The organism is Rhodococcus sp. W8901, from assembly GCF_013348805.1.
Lineage (GTDB): Bacteria > Actinomycetota > Actinomycetes > Mycobacteriales > Mycobacteriaceae > Prescottella.
Genome location: NZ_CP054690.1, coordinates 4,821,048 through 4,839,295 on the forward strand (window position 1 = coordinate 4,821,048; position 18,248 = coordinate 4,839,295).

Annotated in this window: 16 protein-coding genes; 6 read left to right on the forward strand and 10 right to left on the reverse strand. The window is 69.0% G+C overall.

Annotated features, from left to right (window positions below; all coding sequences use genetic code 11):
- Window positions 1–17 precede the first annotated feature (17 nt).
- Window positions 18–1,265 (forward strand): MFS transporter, encoded by a 1,248-nt coding sequence (locus HUN07_RS22640; RefSeq protein ID WP_114721602.1) that lies wholly within the window; start codon window positions 18–20, stop codon window positions 1,263–1,265.
- Window positions 1,266–1,458: 193 nt separating this feature from the next.
- On the opposite strand, the gene galK is transcribed toward HUN07_RS22640, so the two are convergent.
- Together galK and galT are read right to left on the reverse strand one after the other, a co-directional pair.
- Complete coding sequence (gene galK, locus HUN07_RS22645) at window positions 1,459–2,634, reverse strand: galactokinase (RefSeq protein ID WP_174912999.1); 1,176 nt, start codon at window positions 2,632–2,634, stop codon at window positions 1,459–1,461.
- On the reverse strand, window positions 2,631–3,746 hold the full coding sequence (gene galT / locus HUN07_RS22650) for a galactose-1-phosphate uridylyltransferase (RefSeq protein ID WP_174913001.1): 1,116 nt from the start codon (window positions 3,744–3,746) through the stop codon (window positions 2,631–2,633). Before galT ends, galK begins: the two co-directional genes overlap by 4 nt.
- Window positions 3,747–3,899: 153 nt before the next feature.
- Between galT and HUN07_RS22655 the strand changes: the two genes are divergently transcribed.
- Entirely contained in the window at window positions 3,900–4,409 is a 510-nt protein-coding gene (locus tag HUN07_RS22655; protein WP_174913004.1) for a hypothetical protein, read from the forward strand.
- A gap of 358 nt (window positions 4,410–4,767) precedes the next feature.
- The gene (locus HUN07_RS22660; RefSeq protein WP_174913007.1) at window positions 4,768–5,934 is read left to right on the forward strand and encodes a DUF7927 domain-containing protein; all 1,167 of its coding nucleotides are present in this window, start codon (window positions 4,768–4,770) and stop codon (window positions 5,932–5,934) included.
- A 191-nt stretch (window positions 5,935–6,125) separates the two neighbouring features.
- Here HUN07_RS22660 and pyrE read toward each other — a convergent pair whose 3' ends face one another.
- The 7 genes from pyrE to HUN07_RS22695 all read right to left on the reverse strand — a co-directional run bounded on the left by pyrE (window position 6,126) and on the right by HUN07_RS22695 (window position 11,704).
- Window positions 6,126–6,659 (reverse strand): orotate phosphoribosyltransferase, encoded by a 534-nt coding sequence (gene pyrE, locus HUN07_RS22665; protein ID WP_114721592.1) that lies wholly within the window; start codon window positions 6,657–6,659, stop codon window positions 6,126–6,128.
- 84 nt (window positions 6,660–6,743) lie between these two features.
- A complete protein-coding gene (locus HUN07_RS22670; protein WP_254622638.1) occupies window positions 6,744–7,307 on the reverse strand; it encodes a LemA family protein in 564 nt (187 codons plus the stop codon).
- Window positions 7,308–7,386: 79 nt separating this feature from the next.
- Window positions 7,387–8,064 (reverse strand): hypothetical protein, encoded by a 678-nt coding sequence (locus HUN07_RS22675; RefSeq protein WP_174913010.1) that lies wholly within the window; start codon window positions 8,062–8,064, stop codon window positions 7,387–7,389.
- 53 nt (window positions 8,065–8,117) lie between these two features.
- Window positions 8,118–9,005 carry a DUF5666 domain-containing protein gene (locus tag HUN07_RS22680; protein WP_174913013.1) on the reverse strand — a complete coding sequence of 296 codons (888 nt, stop codon included), beginning with the start codon at window positions 9,003–9,005 and terminating at the stop codon, window positions 8,118–8,120.
- A gap of 70 nt (window positions 9,006–9,075) precedes the next feature.
- Window positions 9,076–9,669: a TetR family transcriptional regulator gene (locus tag HUN07_RS22685; RefSeq protein ID WP_254622639.1), complete on the reverse strand. Its 594-nt coding sequence runs from the start codon at window positions 9,667–9,669 to the stop codon at window positions 9,076–9,078.
- Window positions 9,653–11,218 (reverse strand): DHA2 family efflux MFS transporter permease subunit, encoded by a 1,566-nt coding sequence (locus HUN07_RS22690; RefSeq protein ID WP_174913016.1) that lies wholly within the window; start codon window positions 11,216–11,218, stop codon window positions 9,653–9,655. The genes HUN07_RS22685 and HUN07_RS22690 overlap by 17 nt, the downstream gene beginning before the upstream one ends.
- A 102-nt stretch (window positions 11,219–11,320) precedes the next feature.
- Window positions 11,321–11,704, reverse strand: coding sequence for an RNA-binding S4 domain-containing protein (locus tag HUN07_RS22695; protein ID WP_174913018.1), 384 nt, complete (start codon window positions 11,702–11,704; stop codon window positions 11,321–11,323).
- A gap of 265 nt (window positions 11,705–11,969) precedes the next feature.
- On the opposite strand from HUN07_RS22695, the gene HUN07_RS22700 reads away from it, so the two are divergent.
- From HUN07_RS22700 to HUN07_RS22710, 3 genes are all read left to right on the forward strand, one after another.
- Window positions 11,970–13,592: a flavin-containing monooxygenase gene (locus HUN07_RS22700; protein ID WP_174913021.1), complete on the forward strand. Its 1,623-nt coding sequence runs from the start codon at window positions 11,970–11,972 to the stop codon at window positions 13,590–13,592.
- Window positions 13,593–13,770: 178 nt separating this feature from the next.
- Window positions 13,771–14,715 (forward strand): esterase/lipase family protein, encoded by a 945-nt coding sequence (locus HUN07_RS22705; RefSeq protein ID WP_114721576.1) that lies wholly within the window; start codon window positions 13,771–13,773, stop codon window positions 14,713–14,715.
- Window positions 14,716–14,851: 136 nt separating this feature from the next.
- The gene (locus HUN07_RS22710) at window positions 14,852–15,430 is read left to right on the forward strand and encodes a DUF1707 SHOCT-like domain-containing protein (RefSeq protein WP_174913023.1); all 579 of its coding nucleotides are present in this window, start codon (window positions 14,852–14,854) and stop codon (window positions 15,428–15,430) included.
- Between the two features lie 59 nt (window positions 15,431–15,489).
- Here the strand turns inward: HUN07_RS22710 and clpB are convergent, their stop codons facing one another.
- On the reverse strand, window positions 15,490–18,042 hold the full coding sequence (gene clpB / locus HUN07_RS22715) for an ATP-dependent chaperone ClpB (protein ID WP_174913026.1): 2,553 nt from the start codon (window positions 18,040–18,042) through the stop codon (window positions 15,490–15,492).
- Window positions 18,043–18,248: the final 206 nt, after the last annotated feature.

Here is an 18,248-nt window from a genome sequence, read left to right on the forward strand (position 1 = left end):
CACCCGAGGAGGGGCATGTGAGCACCGCGACCGTCGCCGCCGGAACCGAGAAGCCCGGCATTCTGCAGCAACCGAAGGCGGTGTGGGCCGTCGCCTTCGCCAGCGTCATCGCCTTCATGGGCATCGGCCTGGTCGACCCCATCCTCAAGCCCATCGCCGAACAGCTCGACGCGACCCCGTCGCAGGTGTCGCTGCTGTTCACCAGCTACATGCTGGTCACGGGCGTCGCGATGCTGTTCACCGGCGTGATCTCCAGCCGCATCGGCGCCAAGAAGACGCTGCTGTGGGGCCTGGCGATCATCGTGGTGTTCGCGGCTGCGGCCGGCGCCTCGGACACCATCAACCAGATCGTCGGCTTCCGCGCCGGCTGGGGCCTGGGCAACGCGCTGTTCATCGCGACCGCGCTGGCCGCGATCGTCGGGGCCGCGAGTGGCGGTGTGGCGCAAGCGATCATCCTGTACGAGGCCGCGCTCGGCATCGGCATCGCCGTCGGCCCGCTCGTGGGCGGCGTGCTGGGCAACATCAGCTGGCGCGCACCGTTCTTCGGCGTCGCGACGCTGATGGCCATCGCGTTCATCCTCATCTCGGTGATGCTGCCGAAAGCGCCCAAGCCGCAGCACCGGACATCGCTGGCCGCACCGTTCCTGGCCCTTCGCCACCGCGGTCTCCTGACGGTCGCGATCACCGCGCTGCTCTACAACTACGGGTTCTTCACGCTGCTCGCGTACACCCCGTTCCCGCTGGACATGGGCGCGTACTCGATCGGCTTCATCTTCTTCGGCTGGGGCGTGATGCTGGCGATCTCGTCGGTGTTCCTCGCACCGCGCCTGCAGCGCCGGTTCGGCACGCTGCCGATGATGATGGCGTCGCTCGCCCTCTTCGCGGTCGACCTCGCCGCGATGGGCCTGTTCACCGATTCGAAGCCGGCCCTCGTCGTGTGCGTCGTCCTCGCCGGACTCTTCCTGGGCGTCAACAACACCCTCATCACCGAGACCGTCATGATCTCCGCGCCCGTCGAACGTTCGACCGCGTCGGCCGCGTACAGCTTCGTCCGCTTCGTCGGCGGCGCCGCCGCCCCGTACGTCGCCGGCAAGCTCGGCGAGCACAACGTCCACGCTCCGTTCTGGCTCGGCGCACTGCTTACCGTCGCCGCGATCGTCGTCCTGTCGACCGGACGAAAGGTGTTGGCGCACGTCGACGATCACGATCCGGAGCCGCACAGCATCGAGGAGGCCACGGCCGTCACGGTCGGCGACGCGGACTGAGCTTCTGGCCGTTCCCGCCTATCAGTTGAAGGGTCCCTTCACACGCTCGCAGCGTCGTGCCCGGAGCATGACGCGGCGGTGCCGCCCCACGGACCCGCTCGTCCCGATCCACGGGAACCCACCCCGCGTTGTGCGCACTTATCGGTCCCGCGGAGGCCCTCGCAACACCGATAAGTGCGCGAATCGCGAGAGGTCAGTGCAGCCGGCGCGCCGGGGACGACGCGGCGACGGTCGCGAAGGCCGGCTCGGTCAGGCCCCGCTCCCGTCCACGGCGCAGGATCGTCTCGGTCGCCTCGTCCACGCGGTCGGTCGGCATCAGCGCGATCGCCGATCCACCGAACCCGCCGCCGGTCATCCGTGCACCCAGCGCCCCGGCGATCATGGCGCTCTCGACGGCGTTGTCGAGTTCGGGGCACGACACCTCGAAGTCCCGGGCGAGCGACATGTGCGACGCGTAGAGCAGGCGCCCGAACTCGGCGAAGTCGCCGGACTCCAACGCCTCCACGGCGAGCCGGACGCGCGCGATCTCACTGATCACGTGCCACGCCCGGCGGCGCAGCACGTCGTCCCTCAACCCCCGCACCGCGTCCATGCCGTCGCGGCCGCGGTCGGCGAGATCACGCAGCGGGGCTCCGAGCCGTCGGGCCGCGCGCTCCACCGCGGCCCGACGTTTCGCGTACTGCCCGTCGACGAGGCGGTGCGGGGCGCGGGTGTCGACGACCAGCAGCGACAGGCCCTCGGGCGCGAACGGCACGTGCGAGATCGCACCCGAATCCGAATCCAGCAGCAGCGCATGACCTTCCGATGCCCGCAGCGACGCCGCCTGGTCCATGCCACCCGTCGGAGCCAACGCGATGTCGTTCTCGGCGCGGACGCACACTGCGGCCAGGTCCGCGCGGTCCGCGTCGGGTGCCAGCGCGAGCGCCAGCGAACACTCCAGCGCCGCCGAACTCGACAGTCCCGCCCCGATCGGCACCGTCGACACGAATGCCGCGTCGACGCCGCCGAATCCGTCCGGCAGCAGCCCACTCTCGTGCAGCGACCACACCACGCCGGCCGGATACGACGCCCAGCCGTGCGGGCGGCCGGGTCCGACGTCGTCGAGGCGCCCCTCCCACCCGGCGCCGTCGGTGGAGCGCACCCGGATCAGCCCGTCCGTTCGCGGCGAAACCGCCACAACCGTGCTGTGCGGCAGCGCGATCGGCAGGCACAGACCGCCCGCGTAGTCGACGTGCTCGCCGATCAGGTTCACCCGGCCGGGGGCCGCCCAGGCACCGGCCGGGTCTGCCCCGAACTCGACCCGGAAGAACTCACCCGCCGCCGCGGACAGCGCGCCGTCGGTCTCCGCACGGAACCATGAGGCGGTCACGGAGCAACCTCACGGAATCGTGCCGCGATGCGTTCGGGTGTGGTGTCGCTGATCCACGCGCCCATCCCCGACTCGGAGCCGGCGAGGAACTTCATCCGGTGCGGTGAGCGCATCAGCGAGAAGACCTGCAGGTACAGCCTTCCCAGTGCGCGCCCCTCGCCGACCGGCGCCTGGTGCCAGCCGGCGATGTACGGCAGACGGTCGACACCGTCGAAGAACCGGTCGAGGCGGCCCAGCAGGTCGAGGTACAGGTGCGAGAGTTCGTCGAGTTCGGCGTCGTCGAGTTCAGTGAGGTCCGCGACGTCCCGGTGCGGCGCCACGTGCAACTCCACCGGCCAGCGCGCGGCTGCCGGCACGTACGCCGTCCAGCGCTCCCCCTCCACGACCACCCGGGTGCCGGCGCGGCGTTCGGCGTCGAGGACGTCGCGCAGAAGCGAACGTCCCGTGCGGGTGCGGTGCTGCTCCGCCTGTCGCAGCAGCGCCGCGGTGCGCGGCGGCAGCGTCGGATAGGCGTAGATCTGCCCGTGCGGGTGCGCCAGCGTCACCCCGATCTCCTCGCCGCGATTCTCGAAGCAGTAGACCTGCGCGATACCCGGCAGCGCCGACAGTTCGCGTGTCCGGTCCCGGAGGGCGTCGAGCACCGTGCGCACACGGGACAGCGGCAACTGGGCGAACGCACGGTCGTGGTCACTGGTGAAGCAGACCACCTCGCATCGACCGTCCGCAGGCCGCTGCGGCCAGAGCGATTCTCCGTCAACGTGATCGGAGTCGAGCACCGCACCGGGTGCCAGGGACGGGAAGCGGTTCTCGAACACCGCGACGTCGTAGTCGTCGGCGGGAATCTCGGTCGCCGGATGTCCGGGCCGGGTGGGGCACAGCGGACACTCGTCGGCCGCCGGCAGGAACGTGCGGTCCATCCGGTGCGCCGCGAGCGTCACCCACTCCCCCGAGAGCACGTCGTAGCGCATCGTCGACAGCGCGGTGACCGGCGTCAGGCCGCGCCCGTCGTGCAGTTCACGGGTCGCGTCCCCGCCGACATACGGCTCGGTGTCGTCGAAGTAGATCAGCTCGCGCCCGTCGGACAGGGTCGTCCGCGTCTTCCGGATCGGCATCGGATCACGATATGCGACCTCCCCCGATTCCCCACCCACCACCCGGTTTGGCGTCGGAACGCGTTCTGTGTGAGCATGCTCGAGGCTGTCGCGGCGTCTCGGACGACCCGGCAGCCGGGGGAACGAAACACATCGAAACAACGGGGGATTCACATGAAGCTTCGTAGCTTTGCCGTGCGCGCATTCGGCGCCGCGGCTGTCGCGGCGGCCGCAATCACGGGCGTCGCCGGAACCGCGAGCGCCGCACCGGCGCCCGCGCCGCTCGTGCACGCGACGTTCAACGGGCCCACTCTGCCGGTGCTCGGGCAGAACGACTTCTGCAACGGCCTCATCGACACCGTCGTCGAGACCGATCCCGCACGCCGGGGACTCGCAACCATCGCCTTCACGCCGCGCGGCATGAACGGCATCGGCCCGGGCTGGGCCCAGAATCCGGTCTGCAAGGTGAAGGTCAGCGTCGGATGGAACTTCGGACGCCTCGCCGGGCAGGTCAAGGACGTCGAACTTCTCGCGGTCTCGGGCCAGACCGTCCGGGCCGAGATCAATCCCGGTTCCGGGGTCGCGTCGCTGACGATGGGGGTGAGCCCGGTCAGCCCGTGGTACAACGAACTCCGCCCGCAGGCGGGCTACGGGACGGTCAGCGCCTTCTTCCTCGTCCCGTGACCCTGAACGACTGACGGGACCCTTCGCACGCTCGGGTTCACACGGTCGCCGCAACACTCTCGATCCGAGAGGTTGCGGCGACCGTGTCGTTTTCGGAGGTCTGTGTCCGGTTCGGTGATCGATTGGGCGGGTTGGTCGATGCCGGGGCGTCCAGTGGGCGCGCCGCGTCGTGCGGTTGACTCCAGTGGACGGCGCACCGTAGTGCGGTAACGCGAACGACGGGTGCGGGATCGCGCACTCTTCACCCTGCGCGTGCCGCCCACCGCCAGCGCGATCCCTATTCTGCGAAGGTCGAATTCAGTGGCAGTGCAGCGCGTTCCATGCGCACATGACGCCGTATGAGAATGGAGCGAACTTCGTGAAGGTGAATTCGTTGGTCCGGCGCATGGTCGGTGCGACGCTCGTTGCCGTGACAGCAGGTGCGGCAGGAATGCTGACAGCAGCCCCGTCGAGCGCAGTACCCCTGGAGACCTTCCCCGGGGAACTGGTGGTCAACGGCGACGGCGAGGGCGGCGGGGGTTGGTTCAAGAACACGAACATTGTCGGCGCGCCTTATGCCGACATCGGTGTGTCGCCGACGGTGGTGGACAGCACCGGAGCCCAGGTCGGAACATTCGACGGAGGCAACAACGCCATGACCTATGCAGGATCCCAACCCACAGCGAGCGCGCTACAGACGTTCAATCTGCCGGCCGCAGCCCTGACCCAGATCGACGCCGGAATTGTGAGTGTGAAGCTGTCGGCCTACTTCGGTGGTACCGCAGATTCCGACGACAGCATGAGATTGCGCTTCAGGTTCGGACAAGCGGGCATGCTCAATATCCTGGGACCATTCGGTGCCGCGGCGGAGCGTGGCAACACCGCCGGGTTCACTCTCCAGTCCATCGCCGTTCCGGTACCCCCCGGCAGTCGCAGCGTCAATATTTTTCTCGATGGCCTGAGGACCGGGACGACGTTCGATTCATACATCGACAACGTCTCCATGAAGCTCGAGACTCCCTCTGCCGGTGCACTCGAGGTGACCCACACCTCGGACGCATCAGGTCCGGTCACCGACGGCCAGGTCGTGAACTACACCTCGACGTTCACCAACACCGGTGAGCAACCCATTGCGGTGGATCGCGCCCTGACGCTTTCCGGTCTGCTCGACGACGCGGACCTGGTGTCCGGTCCGACGAGCGAGAATGCGGCTCTGTCCGTGACTGATTCAGGCTCCGGAGTGCACGGTATCGCGGGGACCTTGGCTCCGGGCCAGTCGGTGACAGTGACCTACGCGGTCGCGGTCAAGCCGTACGCAAGTCAGGGTGACCACAACCTCGTCACGGTGATGTCGGAGCGTGCGGACATTCCTGCCGGAGTCCCCGCTTCGTGTGCGGGCGGTCCACTGTGCCTCGAGAACCCGGCCGCCGAGACCGCAGCCGTACCCATGATCAACCCGGCCGTCGCCGGCGCCGCCGGCGCAGTGCTGGCACTCGGGGCGGGCGGATTCGTCATGATCCGTCGTCGCAATGCTGTAGCGAGCTGACCGAGAAGAACGACTGAACCAGACCGTCGCCGGTGTGGGATCGCGCAAACCTGTGCGTGATCCCGCACCGGCGGTCGGCCGCCACCGGCACGGCCCGTGGGGGCCTGACGTGAACAGCCAGTGCATTGCCGGGTACCGCACTACCGAGCCCGGGGGCCCGCTACGAGTGCCGTTGCAGTACTAGCTCAGAACTAGCTCAGACCCAGGTCGTCGAGACCCAGGAGCGAGCGGTACTCGAGCCCCTCGGCGGCGATGATCGCGTCGGCGCCGGTGGCCCGGTCGACGACGGTGGCGACACCCACGACGATGGCGCCCGCGTCACGCAGCGCCTTGACGGCGGTGAGCGGCGAATTGCCGGTGGTGGTGGTGTCCTCGACGACCAGGACGCGCTTGCCGACGACGTCGGGGCCCTCGATCTGGCGCTGCATGCCGTGCGCCTTGGCGGCCTTGCGGACCACGAACGCGTCGATCGGGCGTCCCTCCGCATGCATGACGGCCATCGCGACCGGGTCGGCGCCCATCGTCAGACCGCCGACGGAGACGAAGTCCCAGTCGGCGACCAGTTCGCGCAGCAGCTTGCCGATCAGCGGGCCGGCGCGGTGGTGCAGCGTCGCACGGCGCAGGTCCACGTAGTAGTCGGCTTCCTTGCCCGAGGACAAGGTCACCTTTCCGTGCACCACCGCCAGCTCGCGCACCAGCGCAGCGAGCTCGTCGCGATCCGTCATCGGCCGCTCCCATCACCTTTGAAGTCAGACATATTTCGTCGGGTCGAGCCTAGCGAGGGGGCCCGGTCACAGTGCCTGCGGCCCTCAGGCCGCGACATCGGCGACGCCGTCGTCCCCGGCGTCCGCATCCTTCGTTCCCGACGTGGGCACCTCGAGGATCGTCGCCTCGAACGGCTGCGCCCCCACGATCCCGATTCTGCGCGCGATCAGCCCTGTCGGGAACGTCGTGAGCGAGCGGTCGAGGCGTCCGGCCATGTCGTTGTAGACCTGGATCGCGCCGGCCAGCCGCGCCTCGGTCTGTTCGATCTCGTGGCTCGGCCGCGTGAACGCCCAGTCGTTGCGCAGCGCCGGGTAACGGTTGGCGGTGGCGAGCAGGGACTGCAGCGCCTCGGACAACGCATTCTCGGCGCCAGCCTGCCGGCGCGGGTCGAGGTCCTCCTCGCGGATCCGCATGGCCAGGCTGCGGGCCCCCGACACGGTGTTCACGAGCTCACGGCCCACCGTCTCCGCGGCGGCCAGGACCAGGCCGGGGATGTATTGGTACCGGCGATCGAGCTCGACGTGGACCAACCCGAGGGCCGCACGCACGCTGGCGTCGGTCCGGCGGAGCTGCCGGACGGAGACCGTCACCCAGACCGCAGCACTCACTACAGCCACAACAAGAACAAGAACAACACCCGACACAACAACCACAGATGCGGAATCTACTGGGACGGGGCGGAGGCCGCTATTCGACGGGCTCCTGCGCCACCGGGCGACCCGGATCGTGCGCGGCGGGCTCCATGGCCGGCGGTTCGGTGGCGGGCGGTAGCACCCGGAGCATTCCCGACAGCCGGGCCACGGCCTCGATCGCCGCGTCCCAGTCCCGCCCGGAGCTGCCTACCGGCAACGAGCCCAGCGTCCACTGGCCCTCGCTCCACAGCATCTGCAGCTGCGGCGGCACCGTCTCGGTGAACGCCACCATGCGCTGGTCGCACACCCGGCGCGCGATCTCGAGATCGGTCGCGAACACCACGCGCGGCCCGATCGCCCCGAGCAGGTTCAGGTCGGTGTCGCGCGGCGGCGGGGTCGACTTCAGACGCAGGTCGATGTCGACGTCCGAGCCCACCTCGCGGTGCACCGCGACGATCGTGGCGGTGTCCTCGAGGTCGAAGAGCACGAACTGCTCACCCCGGCGGATACCCCGCACGACGTCCACCGCACCGAGATACTCCTGCTTGGACAGGGCCGCACGATGCCACTCCGACGGCAGATGGTCGTCGGAGGAGTTGTACGTGTATCCCTGCGCCTTCGCCCAGATCTGCCGGACTCGACCGGTCTGGTCGCGTCGCGAACGATCGACATAGAGCAGCGCGACAGCACCCGCGAGCGCTATCACTGCCAATCCGAACCACATAGCCGTCATCGAGGGTCAGCCTAGCCACTCCCGGGCCTGATCCGGGCATCCGGTGCCGCGCGTCAGTTACCGAAGTTGGGAAGTGTCGTGCCGATGATCAACTTCGCGGTGACGGCGCCGCCCTCGACCTTGTCACCCTGCACCAGCACCGATTCGCCGGGCTTCAGATCGGCGATGGTGTTCGCGGTGAGGGAGATCAGCGTGGTGTCGGCAGTGGTGAACACGGTGACCTTGGTTCCGCCGATCGAGTCGACGGTGAGCGTGCCGCCGTCGTTGGCGGTGATGGTGCCCATCGCCGTGCCCGCCTTGCCGATCAATTCGCCGACACCGCCGGGAATGCTCTCGAGCGGGGACGTCGTGTCGGGCGCCGACGTGGGTGGCGCGGTGCTGCGTGGCTGCCCGGGCACCGTCGGTGCCGACGTGCGGATCGACGGGGCCGAGGCGGTGGTCGAGTTGTCGGGGCCGCCGCTGTTCAGCAGGAACCCGATGCCCAGGCCGAGCGCCAGCAGCACGGCGCCGGCGCCGACGGCCGCCCACAGGCCCACCCTGCGGCCGGGCTTGTGCTCGGGCGTGGTCTCGATGGACGGCACCTCACCGGTCGGCGGCTGGCCGGGCGGCGGATAGCCGGGCGGCGGGTACCCGCCCTGCGCGTAGTACGTCGGGTACGCCTGCGTCGGATTCGACAGCGGAGCCTGCGGATCGAGGCGCGGGTCGTACGTGGGATACGCCTGGGTCGCATTCGGCGGCGGCGAACCGTACGCCTGGTAGGGATCGGCCGTGTAGTACTGCTCGGTGGGCTGGTCCGGGGCAACCGGCGGAATCTGCTGTGTGCTGTCGTCGCCGGTACGTGCCCACTGGACGGTCTCGTCCGACGGCCGCGCCTGTTCGGCTGGGTCGTACGCGCGTTCCTGCGGGGTGCGGGGATCGCGCGGATCCTCGGGGTTCGTCATGGTGCGAGACACCTACTCTCTTCGGCCGACAGTTCAGGGTAGAGCCGGATTCTGAGATGCGTCTGAAACCTCACGAGAGGGGCATACCTTGCTCGAGGAATTCGATCGCCCGCACGAATACGGCCAGATCCGGCGGATCTGCGGCATCACCGCCGACGGCGCCCAGCACGGCGCCCGCGATGACACCGGCGAGAACCCGAACCTCGAACTCGTCGGCGGGTCGGCCGACGCGAGAACCGATCGCGTCCGCGAGGACGCCGATCGATCGGGTGAGCTCACCGATCATCGCCGCGCGCAGTTCGGGCACACCGAACAGCAACCGCTGCCGGGTGCGTTCCGCCTCTCGCTCCTCCGCCGAGAGCGCCGACAGGACCTGCTCGAAGGCCTGCCGACACGCAGTCAGCGGGGGCACCTCCGGCGGCTGCGCGGCGACGGCCTCGAGGATCGGCGCATCGAGGTCGTCGATGAGGATCAACTGCTCCTTGCTCGGGAAGTAGCGGAAGAACGTGCTCGGTGAGACTTCCGCGGCGGCCGCGATCTGCTCGACGGTGGTCGCGGCGTAACCCTGTTCGGTGAACAGCCGCATCGCGTGCTCGCGAATCTGGGCCCGCGTCCGGAGCTTCTTCCGTTCGCGCAGTCCCAACTGCTCAGTCGACGTGCTCATGCGCCCAGTGTTCCTCATCGACGGACGAGTCGGCCTCGGTCTCGAGCCGCCGGCGCACGGGCAGGCCGATGATCGCGATCACCCCGCCGACGACCGCGAGCGCGGCACTGACCCACAGCGCCGAGACCATGCCGTGCACGAAAGCCGCCTGTACCTGCTCCTCGAGCGTGGGCAGATTCAGCGACCGGGCCACGGCCACACCACTGCTCACCGAATCCGAGACCGCGGACTGCGCGGGCTCCGGCAGCGCCGTGGACGGCAGGTGCGAGTGATAGCCGGCGGCGAGGACGGTGCCCAGCACGGCGACGCCGATGGTTCCGCCGGCCTGCCGAAGTGCTTGCACCAGAGCAGATCCCGCCCCGGATCGTTCGGGCGACAGCGCGCCGATCGCGGCAGCCATCGCGGTGGGCATCACCAGTCCCAGCCCCACACCGGCGATCGTCAGCCACGTCGCGGCCGGCCCGTAGCCGGAGTCGACGGTCATGGTGGTGCCGAGCAGGCACGCTCCGACCAGCGCCGCGAATCCGAGGGCGATGAGCGTGCCCGGGCCCAGAATTCGGGCCAGCAGGTCGGCGAGTCGAGTGCCCAGGACCAGTCCGGCGATCATCGGCAGCAACCGCACCCCGATACCGAGCGCGTCGGCCCCCAACACCGAGCCCAGATACAGCGGCAGCGAGAACAGCAGGCCGAACATCACGAAGTTCACGAGCGTCGTCAGCCCCGCGCCGAACGCGTAGTCCCGATCGGCGAGCAGCGCGAGGTCGACGAGCGGGTTCCCGGACCGGCTCTGCCACAACAGGAACGCCGCCAACAGCACGACACCCGCACCGAGGGACACCAGGACCTGGTCGGTACCCCAGCCGTCGCTGCCGGCGGTGATGAAGCCGTAGGTCAGGGCCAGCAGTCCGGTGGAGGAGAGCAGCGCGCCGGCGACGTCGAAACGTCCGGGCGCACTGCTGCGCGACTCGGGCACCAGGAGCGCGACCGAGACGAGGCCGACGCACACCAGCGGGACGTTCACGAGAAACACCGAACCCCACCAGAAGTGCCCGAGCAGCCACCCACCGAGGATCGGACCGAGCGGCAACCCGAGCGCGGTGGCGGTGACCCAGATCGTCAGCGCCCGCTGCTGCTCCGCCTTGTCGGGGAACAGGATCGGCAGCACCGCCATCGACATCGGCATGATCGCGGCAGCGGCGAGTCCGAGCACCGCACGGGCGCCGATCAGCTGCGCACCGGTCTGTGAGTAGGCGCACGCGAGCGACGCGAGACCGAACAGCGCCATCGCGATCAGCAGCAACTTCCGTCGTCCGATCCGGTCCCCGAAACTGCCGGCGGGCAGCAGGGCCGCGGCGAGCACCAGGGTGTAGGACGTCGAGAACCACTGCAGCGACGACGTGGTCGCGGCGAGGTCCCGGGCGAGCGTGGGCAGCGCGACCGTGAGCACCATCAGGTCGATGCCGATCGCGAAGACCGCGACCGACAGCGCCGTCAGGGCCCACCAGCGGCGGCGGGACGTGGCAGAAACAGAACCCGAGGTCGAAATCATGAGAGAACCTCCGAATTGGCACCTCATTCCTTTTGAAAGTGTCTGCCACTTTCTCGGGGGTGTCAACGGCCCCTGGGGTCTCGATAGGATCGCGGATCCGGCCTACAACCCGCGGAGTTTCTCCAGGTCGCGCCGCTCGCGCTTGGTGGGGCGGCCCGCACCGCGATCGCGGCGGGGCTGCGACGCCATCACCTCGGGCGAGGGCGGCGGCGGGCTGTTGTCCTGCATGCACTCGGTGGCGACCGGCGGGCCGACCCGCTTCGCGATGGGCCGCACCACGACGACGATCCGCTCGACACCGGAGACCCGCACGCGCACCTCGTCGCCGGGCTTGACCTGCACGGACGCCTTCGCCGGTGTGCCGTTCACCCGGACATGACCGGACCGGCACGCGGTGGCCGCCTGGGACCGGGTCTTGAACAGCCGCACCGCCCAGGTCCAACTGTCCACGCGGGCGCTCGTCGCGTCAGGAGTAGGGGTAGGCACGACGCCAGGTTACCGAGGTCGCGGAGGGCCCCCTTGCGTCCCTCGTGGTGGGAACCTTCCCCGCCCCGGCTCGGGACACATCCGCCCTGCAAGACGCCGTTTTCGTCGAGCGCCGAAGGTCCCTGTTCCGCCGAAACGACCCGCTGGGCGGGATGGTCCGCTGCCCAGGCATGCCACCCCGCCATAGCGTGGATTCATCGCAGGGACCGCGGGGTCTGGTCCATCTTCAGGGTCGGGCACCTCGCGCTCATGGAAGGACTCTTCAGTGAACGGACAGGATTCGGCACCCATCACCGCCTCGTACGACGCCGTGGTCGTGGGCGCGGGCATCGCCGGCGTGTACGCCGTCTACCGGCTCCGCAAGCAGGGCTTGACGGTGCGCGCGTTCGAGGCCGCCAGCGGCGTGGGCGGGGTGTGGTTCTGGAATCGCTACCCGGGCGCCCGCTGCGACGTCGAATCCGTCGACTACTCGTACTCCTTCTCCCCCGAACTCGAGCAGGAGTGGGACTGGAGCGAGAAGTACGCCACCCAGCCCGAGATCCTCCGGTACATCAACCACGTCGCGGATCGTTTCGACATCCGTCGTGACATCCAGTTCGAAACCCGGCTCACCTCAGCGGTTCTCGACGAGGACACGCTGCGGTGGACGGTGAGCACCGACCGCGGCGACGTCGTGTCGGCCCGTTTCTTCGTCGTCGCCGCCGGCCCGCTGTCGAACGCCAACACCCCCGACTTCGCCGGTCTGGACACGTTCACCGGCGACGTCTTCCACACCGCGTACTGGCCGCACGAGGGCGTCGACTTCACCGGCAAGCGTGTCGGTGTGATCGGCACCGGATCGTCCGGGATCCAGTCGATCCCGCACATCGCCGAGCAGGCCGAGCGCCTGTTCGTATTCCAGCGGTCCGCGAACTACTCCGTGCCCGCGGGCAACGCCCCGCTCGACGACGCCACCCGCGCCGAGCAGAAGGCGACCTACGCCGAGCGTCGCCGGTTGTCGCGGGAGTCCGGCGGCGGATCCCCGCACCGCGCGATCCCCCACTCCGCCCTCGAGCTGTCCGAGGAGGAGCGCCGCGCCGCCTACGAGGAGCGCTGGCAACTCGGCGGCGTCCTGTACTCCAAGACGTTCCCCGACCAGCTCACCGACCTCGCCGCGAACGACACCGCTCGGCAGTTCTGGGAGGAGAAGGTCCGCGCCGTCATCGACGATCCGGCGATCGCGGAACTGCTGATTCCCACCGATCACGCGATCGGCGCCAAGCGCATCGTCACCGACAGCGGCTACTACGAGACCTACAACCGCGGCAACGTCGAACTGGTGAACCTCAGGGCCGCGCCGATCGTCGGCATGGACGAGCACGGCATCGACACCACCGACGCGCACTACGACCTCGACGCGATCGTCCTCGCCACCGGATTCGACGCGATGACCGGCTCGCTCGAGAAGCTCGAGATCGTCGGACGCGGCGGCCGCAGCCTGAAGGAGAAGTGGGCCGCGGGCCCCCAGACCTACCTCGGTCTCGGCATCGACGGCTTCCCGAACTTCTTCAACCTCACCGGCCCCGGCAGCCCGTCGGTGCTCGCGAACATGGTGCTGCACTCCGAACTCCACGTCGACTGGGTGGCCGACGCCATCGCCTACCTCGACGACCGCGGCGCCGCCGGCATCGAGGGCACCCCCGAGTCCGTCGCCGACTGGGTCGCGGAATGCCGCACCCGCGCCGAGGCGTCCCTGCTCAACACCGCGAACTCCTGGTACCTCGGCGCCAACATCCCCGGCCGTCCGCGGGTGTTCATGCCGTTCCTCGGCGGTTTCTCCGCCTACCGCGAGATCATCACCGAGGTCGCCGAATCCGGCTACAAGGGCTTCGCGATCCTCGAGGCCTGAGTCGCACCGCTCCATGCGCGGCCCGGCACCTCATCGAAGGTGTCGGGCCGACGTGCATCGCGAGGTGTCGGCGACAGGAGCACATGTGTTTCAGTCCACGATTTTCACGTTACGGGCGGTACCGCCTGTGTTAGGTTCCCGAGCGGTCGGGACGGCACACCGGACGAAGGGACACTACGTGCGAAAGTTGTTCGCAGGGCTGGTAATCGCGGTTTCGGGAGCACTACTGATCGGCGGCACGGCCGGGGCGGCTCCCGCTCCCCCGTTGCCGGTGCCGGACGGATTCTTCTCCGGCATCCTGCCGGAGTTGACCAATCCCGCCGGATCGCTGCCCGGTTCCAACGACTTCTCGTGCAAGCCGACGGCCGAGCACCCCGAACCGGTGATCCTGGTGCACGGCACCGGCGGCGGACAGCAGACCAACTGGGGCAAGTACGCACCCCTGCTCGCGAACGAGGGGTACTGCGTCTTCTCCCTGACGTACGGCGGCGTGCCGGGCATGCCGTGGCCGGTCAGCGCGATCGGCGGGATGCTGCCGATCGAGCAGAGTGCGCAGCAGTTCGGCGACTTCGTCGACCGCGTGCTCGCGTCGACCGGCGCGACGAAGGTGAACCTCGTCGGGCACTCGCAGGGCACGCTGATGCCCAGCTACTACCTGAAGTTCCTCGGCGGTGCCGACAAGGTCGACAAGTACGTCTCGCTGGCGCCGCTGTGGAAGGGCATCGACGCCCTCGGCGTCTCCCAACTGGCTCCGACGGTCAAACGCTTGGGACTGCAAGAGGTTCAGGCGCAGACGGTCGAGCAGCTGTGCGGGGCGTGCTTCCAGATGGCGGCCGGCACCGACTTCATGAACAAGATGAACGAGGGCGGGCCCTACGTCCCGCAGGTGACGTACACCAACATCATGACCCGCTACGACGAGGCCGTCGTGCCGTATACGGCCGGCTTCGTCGAGGCCCCGAACGCCACCAACATCGTCGTACAGGACGCCTGTTCACTGGACTACGCCGAACACGCGGGCATCGCCGCGGATCCGATCGCCGCGACGCACGTCCTCAACGCACTCGACCCGGAGCATCCGCGGCCGGTCCCGTGCTTCTTCGTCCCGCCGTTCACGGGCTGACCAGGCCTGTACGTCGACCGGGTCGTCGAATCCGGCTGCAAGGGTTTCACGACCGAGTAGGCGACCCCGAGACGGTGTGTGACCGGCGGCTACCATCGAACCCACACGATTCGGGTCCGACTGGGAGGTGACGGCGGTGACCGGCACATCCGGCGACGGTGGTCTGCGACTGAGTGACGACGAGCGCCTGCACGCGCTGAATGCGATCGGCGAGCACTACGCGGCAGGACGATTGGACGTCGACGAGTTCTACGAGCGCACCGGCAGCATCGCGGACGCACGCACGCTCGACGGCGTGCAGCAATCGTTCCGGGATCTGCCCGGCGGCGTACCCCTGCGCGCGGACGGCGGCGCAATCGTCAAGGTGCCGTTCACCGTCAGCGGTACAGCCGACGCCGCCATGCCGGCACCGCAGCAGAGCACGGAGACCGAGCTCGCGTCACTGCTGCGGCGCGGCAAGTGGATCGAATCGCTCGACTGGCTCGTACTCGGCCTCACCCTGGTGGCGTTCCTGATCCTGAACAACGTCGTCGACTGGGACTACGCGTGGGTGGTGTGGCCCAGCCTGATCGTCACACTCGGCCTACCGCGGATGATCCTGGGGTTCAGCGACTCGGACGAGGAGCTCTACGGCGAGCTCAAGGAGTCCGAGGACGAGGCACGCAAGAAGCGGTTACGCGAGGCCGCGGAGCGAATCAAGGAACTCGAGGCCTGACGGCCCGTGCGCCTTGTCGGTAGCTGCTACTACCGACAAGGCGCACGGGCGCGCAGCGCCTAGCCGAGCACCAGGTGATCGCCGTCCTCGGAGACGGTCACCGGCACGGTGTCGCCGTCGCGGACGGTACCCGCGAGCAGCAGCTTCGCCAGCTGGTCGCCGATGGCCTGCTGGATGAGGCGGCGCAGCGGACGCGCGCCGTACAGCGGGTCGTAGCCGCGCACGGCGAGCCAGAACCGGGCCGAGTCCGCCACCTCGAGCGTGAGCCGTCGGGCCGCGAGCCGGGCCGCCAGCTGATCCAGCTGGATGTCGACGATCGACTCGAGCTGCTCCTCCGACAGCGGGTCGAAGACGACGACGTCGTCGAGCCGGTTGACGAACTCCGGCTTGAACGCCGAACGCACCGCCGCCATCACCTGCTCACGGTCGCCGCCCGCACCCAGGTTGGAGGTGAGGATCAGGATCGTGTTCCGGAAGTCGACCGTGCGGCCCTGACCGTCGGTGAGCCGGCCGTCGTCGAGCACCTGGAGCAGGATGTCGAACACGTCCGGGTGTGCCTTCTCGACCTCGTCGAACAGCACGACGGTGTACGGCCGTCGGCGCACCGCCTCGGTGAGCTGGCCACCCGATTCGTAACCGACGTAGCCGGGGGGCGCACCGACGAGCCGCGCGACCGAGTGCTTCTCGCTGTACTCGGACATGTCGATCCGCACCATCGCGCGTTCGTCGTCGAACAGGAACTCGGCCAACGCCTTCGCGAGCTCGGTCTTGCCGACGCCGGTGGGACCGAGGAACAGGAACGAGCCGGTGGGCCGGTTGGGGTCGGCGACGCCGGCCCGGGCGCGGCGCACCGCGTCGGACACCGCCTGCACCGCGTCCGCCTGTCCGACCACGCGCTTGCCGAGTTCGGTCTCCATGCGCAGCAGCTTGGCGGTCTCGCCCTCCATCATGCGGCCGGCGGGGATGCCGGTCCACGCGGACACGACGTCGGCGACGTCGTCGGGACCCACCTCCTCCTTGAGCATGACGGCACCGTCGGACGCCCCGTCCGACACGGCCGCGGCGGCCTCGAGTTGCTTCTCCAGCTCGGGAATCCGGCCGTACCGCAGTTCGGCGACCTTGCCGAGGTCGCCGTCGCGTTCGGCGCGATCCTCCTCGCCGCGCAGCGCCTCGAGCTGTTCCTTGACCTCGCGCACCGAGTCGATGGCGTTCTTCTCGTTCTGCCACCGGGCGGTGAGCTGGCGCAGCTTCTCCCGATCGTCGGCGAGTTCCTCGCGCAGCTTCTCGAGCCGGTCCTGGGAGGCCGCGTCGGTCTCCTTGGTCAGCGCCATCTCCTCGATCTCGAGACGACGCACGACGCGCTCCACCTCGTCGATCTCGACGGGCCGCGAGTCGATCTCCATGCGCAGCCGCGACGCGGCCTCGTCGACGAGGTCGATGGCCTTGTCCGGCAGGAAGCGCGAGGTGATGTAGCGGTCCGACAGGGTCGCGGCGGCAACGAGCGCCGAGTCGGTGATGCGCACGCCGTGGTGCACCTCGTACCGCTCCTTGAGTCCGCGAAGAATGCCGACGGTGTCCTCCACCGACGGCTCGCCCACGAGGACCTGCTGGAAGCGTCGTTCGAGCGCGGCGTCCTTCTCGATGTACTGGCGGTACTCGTCGAGCGTGGTGGCGCCGACCAGCCGCAGCTCACCGCGGGCGAGCATCGGCTTGATCATGTTGCCGGCGTCCATCGCCGACTCGCCGGTCGCACCGGCGCCGACGATGGTGTGCAGCTCGTCGATGAACGTGATGACCTGGCCGGCCGAGTTCTTGATGTCGTCGAGCACGGCCTTGAGCCGTTCCTCGAACTCGCCGCGGTACTTGGCACCGGCCACCATCGATCCGAGGTCGAGCGAGATGACGGTCTTGCCGCGCAGGGACTCCGGGACGTCCCCGGCGACGATGCGCTGCGCGAGACCCTCGACGATCGCGGTCTTGCCGACGCCCGGCTCGCCGATGAGCACCGGGTTGTTCTTGGTGCGACGGCTCAGCACCTGCACCACGCGCCGGATCTCGGTGTCCCGCCCGATCACCGGGTCGAGCTTGCCCTCGCGGGCCTGCGCGGTGAGGTCGGTCGAGTACTTCTCGAGCGCCTGATAGCTGCCCTCCGGGTCCGGGCTGGTGACGCGCGCGCTGCCGCGGACGGCGGTGAACGCGTCCCGCAGCGCCTCGGGGGTGGCGCCGTGCCCGACGAGGAGCTTGGCGACATCGGAATCTCCGGACGCGAGACCCACCATGACGTGCTCGGTGGAGACGTACTCGTCGTCGAGTTCGGTGGCGAGGTGCTGCGCGGCGGTGATCGCGGCGATCGCCTCGCGGCCGAGTTGCGGCTGGGTGGTGGCGCCGGTGGCGCGCGGCAGCCGGTCCACCATCACCTGGGCCTCACGTCGAACCACGGTGGGATCGACGCCGACGGCCTTGAGCAGCGGTGCGGCGATGCCGTCGGTCTGGTCGAGCAGCGCCACCAGCAGGTGCGCGGGACGGATGTCCGGGTTGCCTGCTGCGGACGCCGACTGCAACGCAGCCGTCAGCGCGGCCTGGGTCTTGGTGGTGGGGGAGAATGAGTCCACTGGTCACCTTCCTTGCGACGAACGAACAAGATCATTGTGCCGTGCCGGAGGATTCCGATCGGCTGTCGTTCTCCTCAACGAACGAAATGTTGAGTCTGTTCCGCTCAACTTCGGAATTCTTCGGGAATTCTCACCCGGGTTAGGCGAGGCCCACAACCGGACGGTCTCGTCGGCGGTGCACACTGGTAACCGGCTCCGATCCTCGA

Excerpts from the sequence above, each read along its gene's own strand:
- HUN07_RS22655 (WP_174913004.1), top strand. The coding sequence starts at position 3,900 with ATGAAGCTTCGTAGCTTTGCCGTGCGCGCATTCGGCGCCGCGGCTGTC.
- HUN07_RS22685 (WP_254622639.1), bottom strand. The coding sequence starts at position 9,669 with ATGAGCACGTCGACTGAGCAGTTGGGACTGCGCGAACGGAAGAAGCTC.
- pyrE (WP_114721592.1), bottom strand. The coding sequence starts at position 6,659 with ATGACGGATCGCGACGAGCTCGCTGCGCTGGTGCGCGAGCTGGCGGTG.
- HUN07_RS22690 (WP_174913016.1), bottom strand. The coding sequence starts at position 11,218 with ATGATTTCGACCTCGGGTTCTGTTTCTGCCACGTCCCGCCGCCGCTGG.
- HUN07_RS22675 (WP_174913010.1), bottom strand. The coding sequence starts at position 8,064 with ATGACGGCTATGTGGTTCGGATTGGCAGTGATAGCGCTCGCGGGTGCT.
- galT (WP_174913001.1), bottom strand. The coding sequence starts at position 3,746 with ATGCCGATCCGGAAGACGCGGACGACCCTGTCCGACGGGCGCGAGCTG.
- HUN07_RS22680 (WP_174913013.1), bottom strand. The coding sequence starts at position 9,005 with ATGACGAACCCCGAGGATCCGCGCGATCCCCGCACCCCGCAGGAACGC.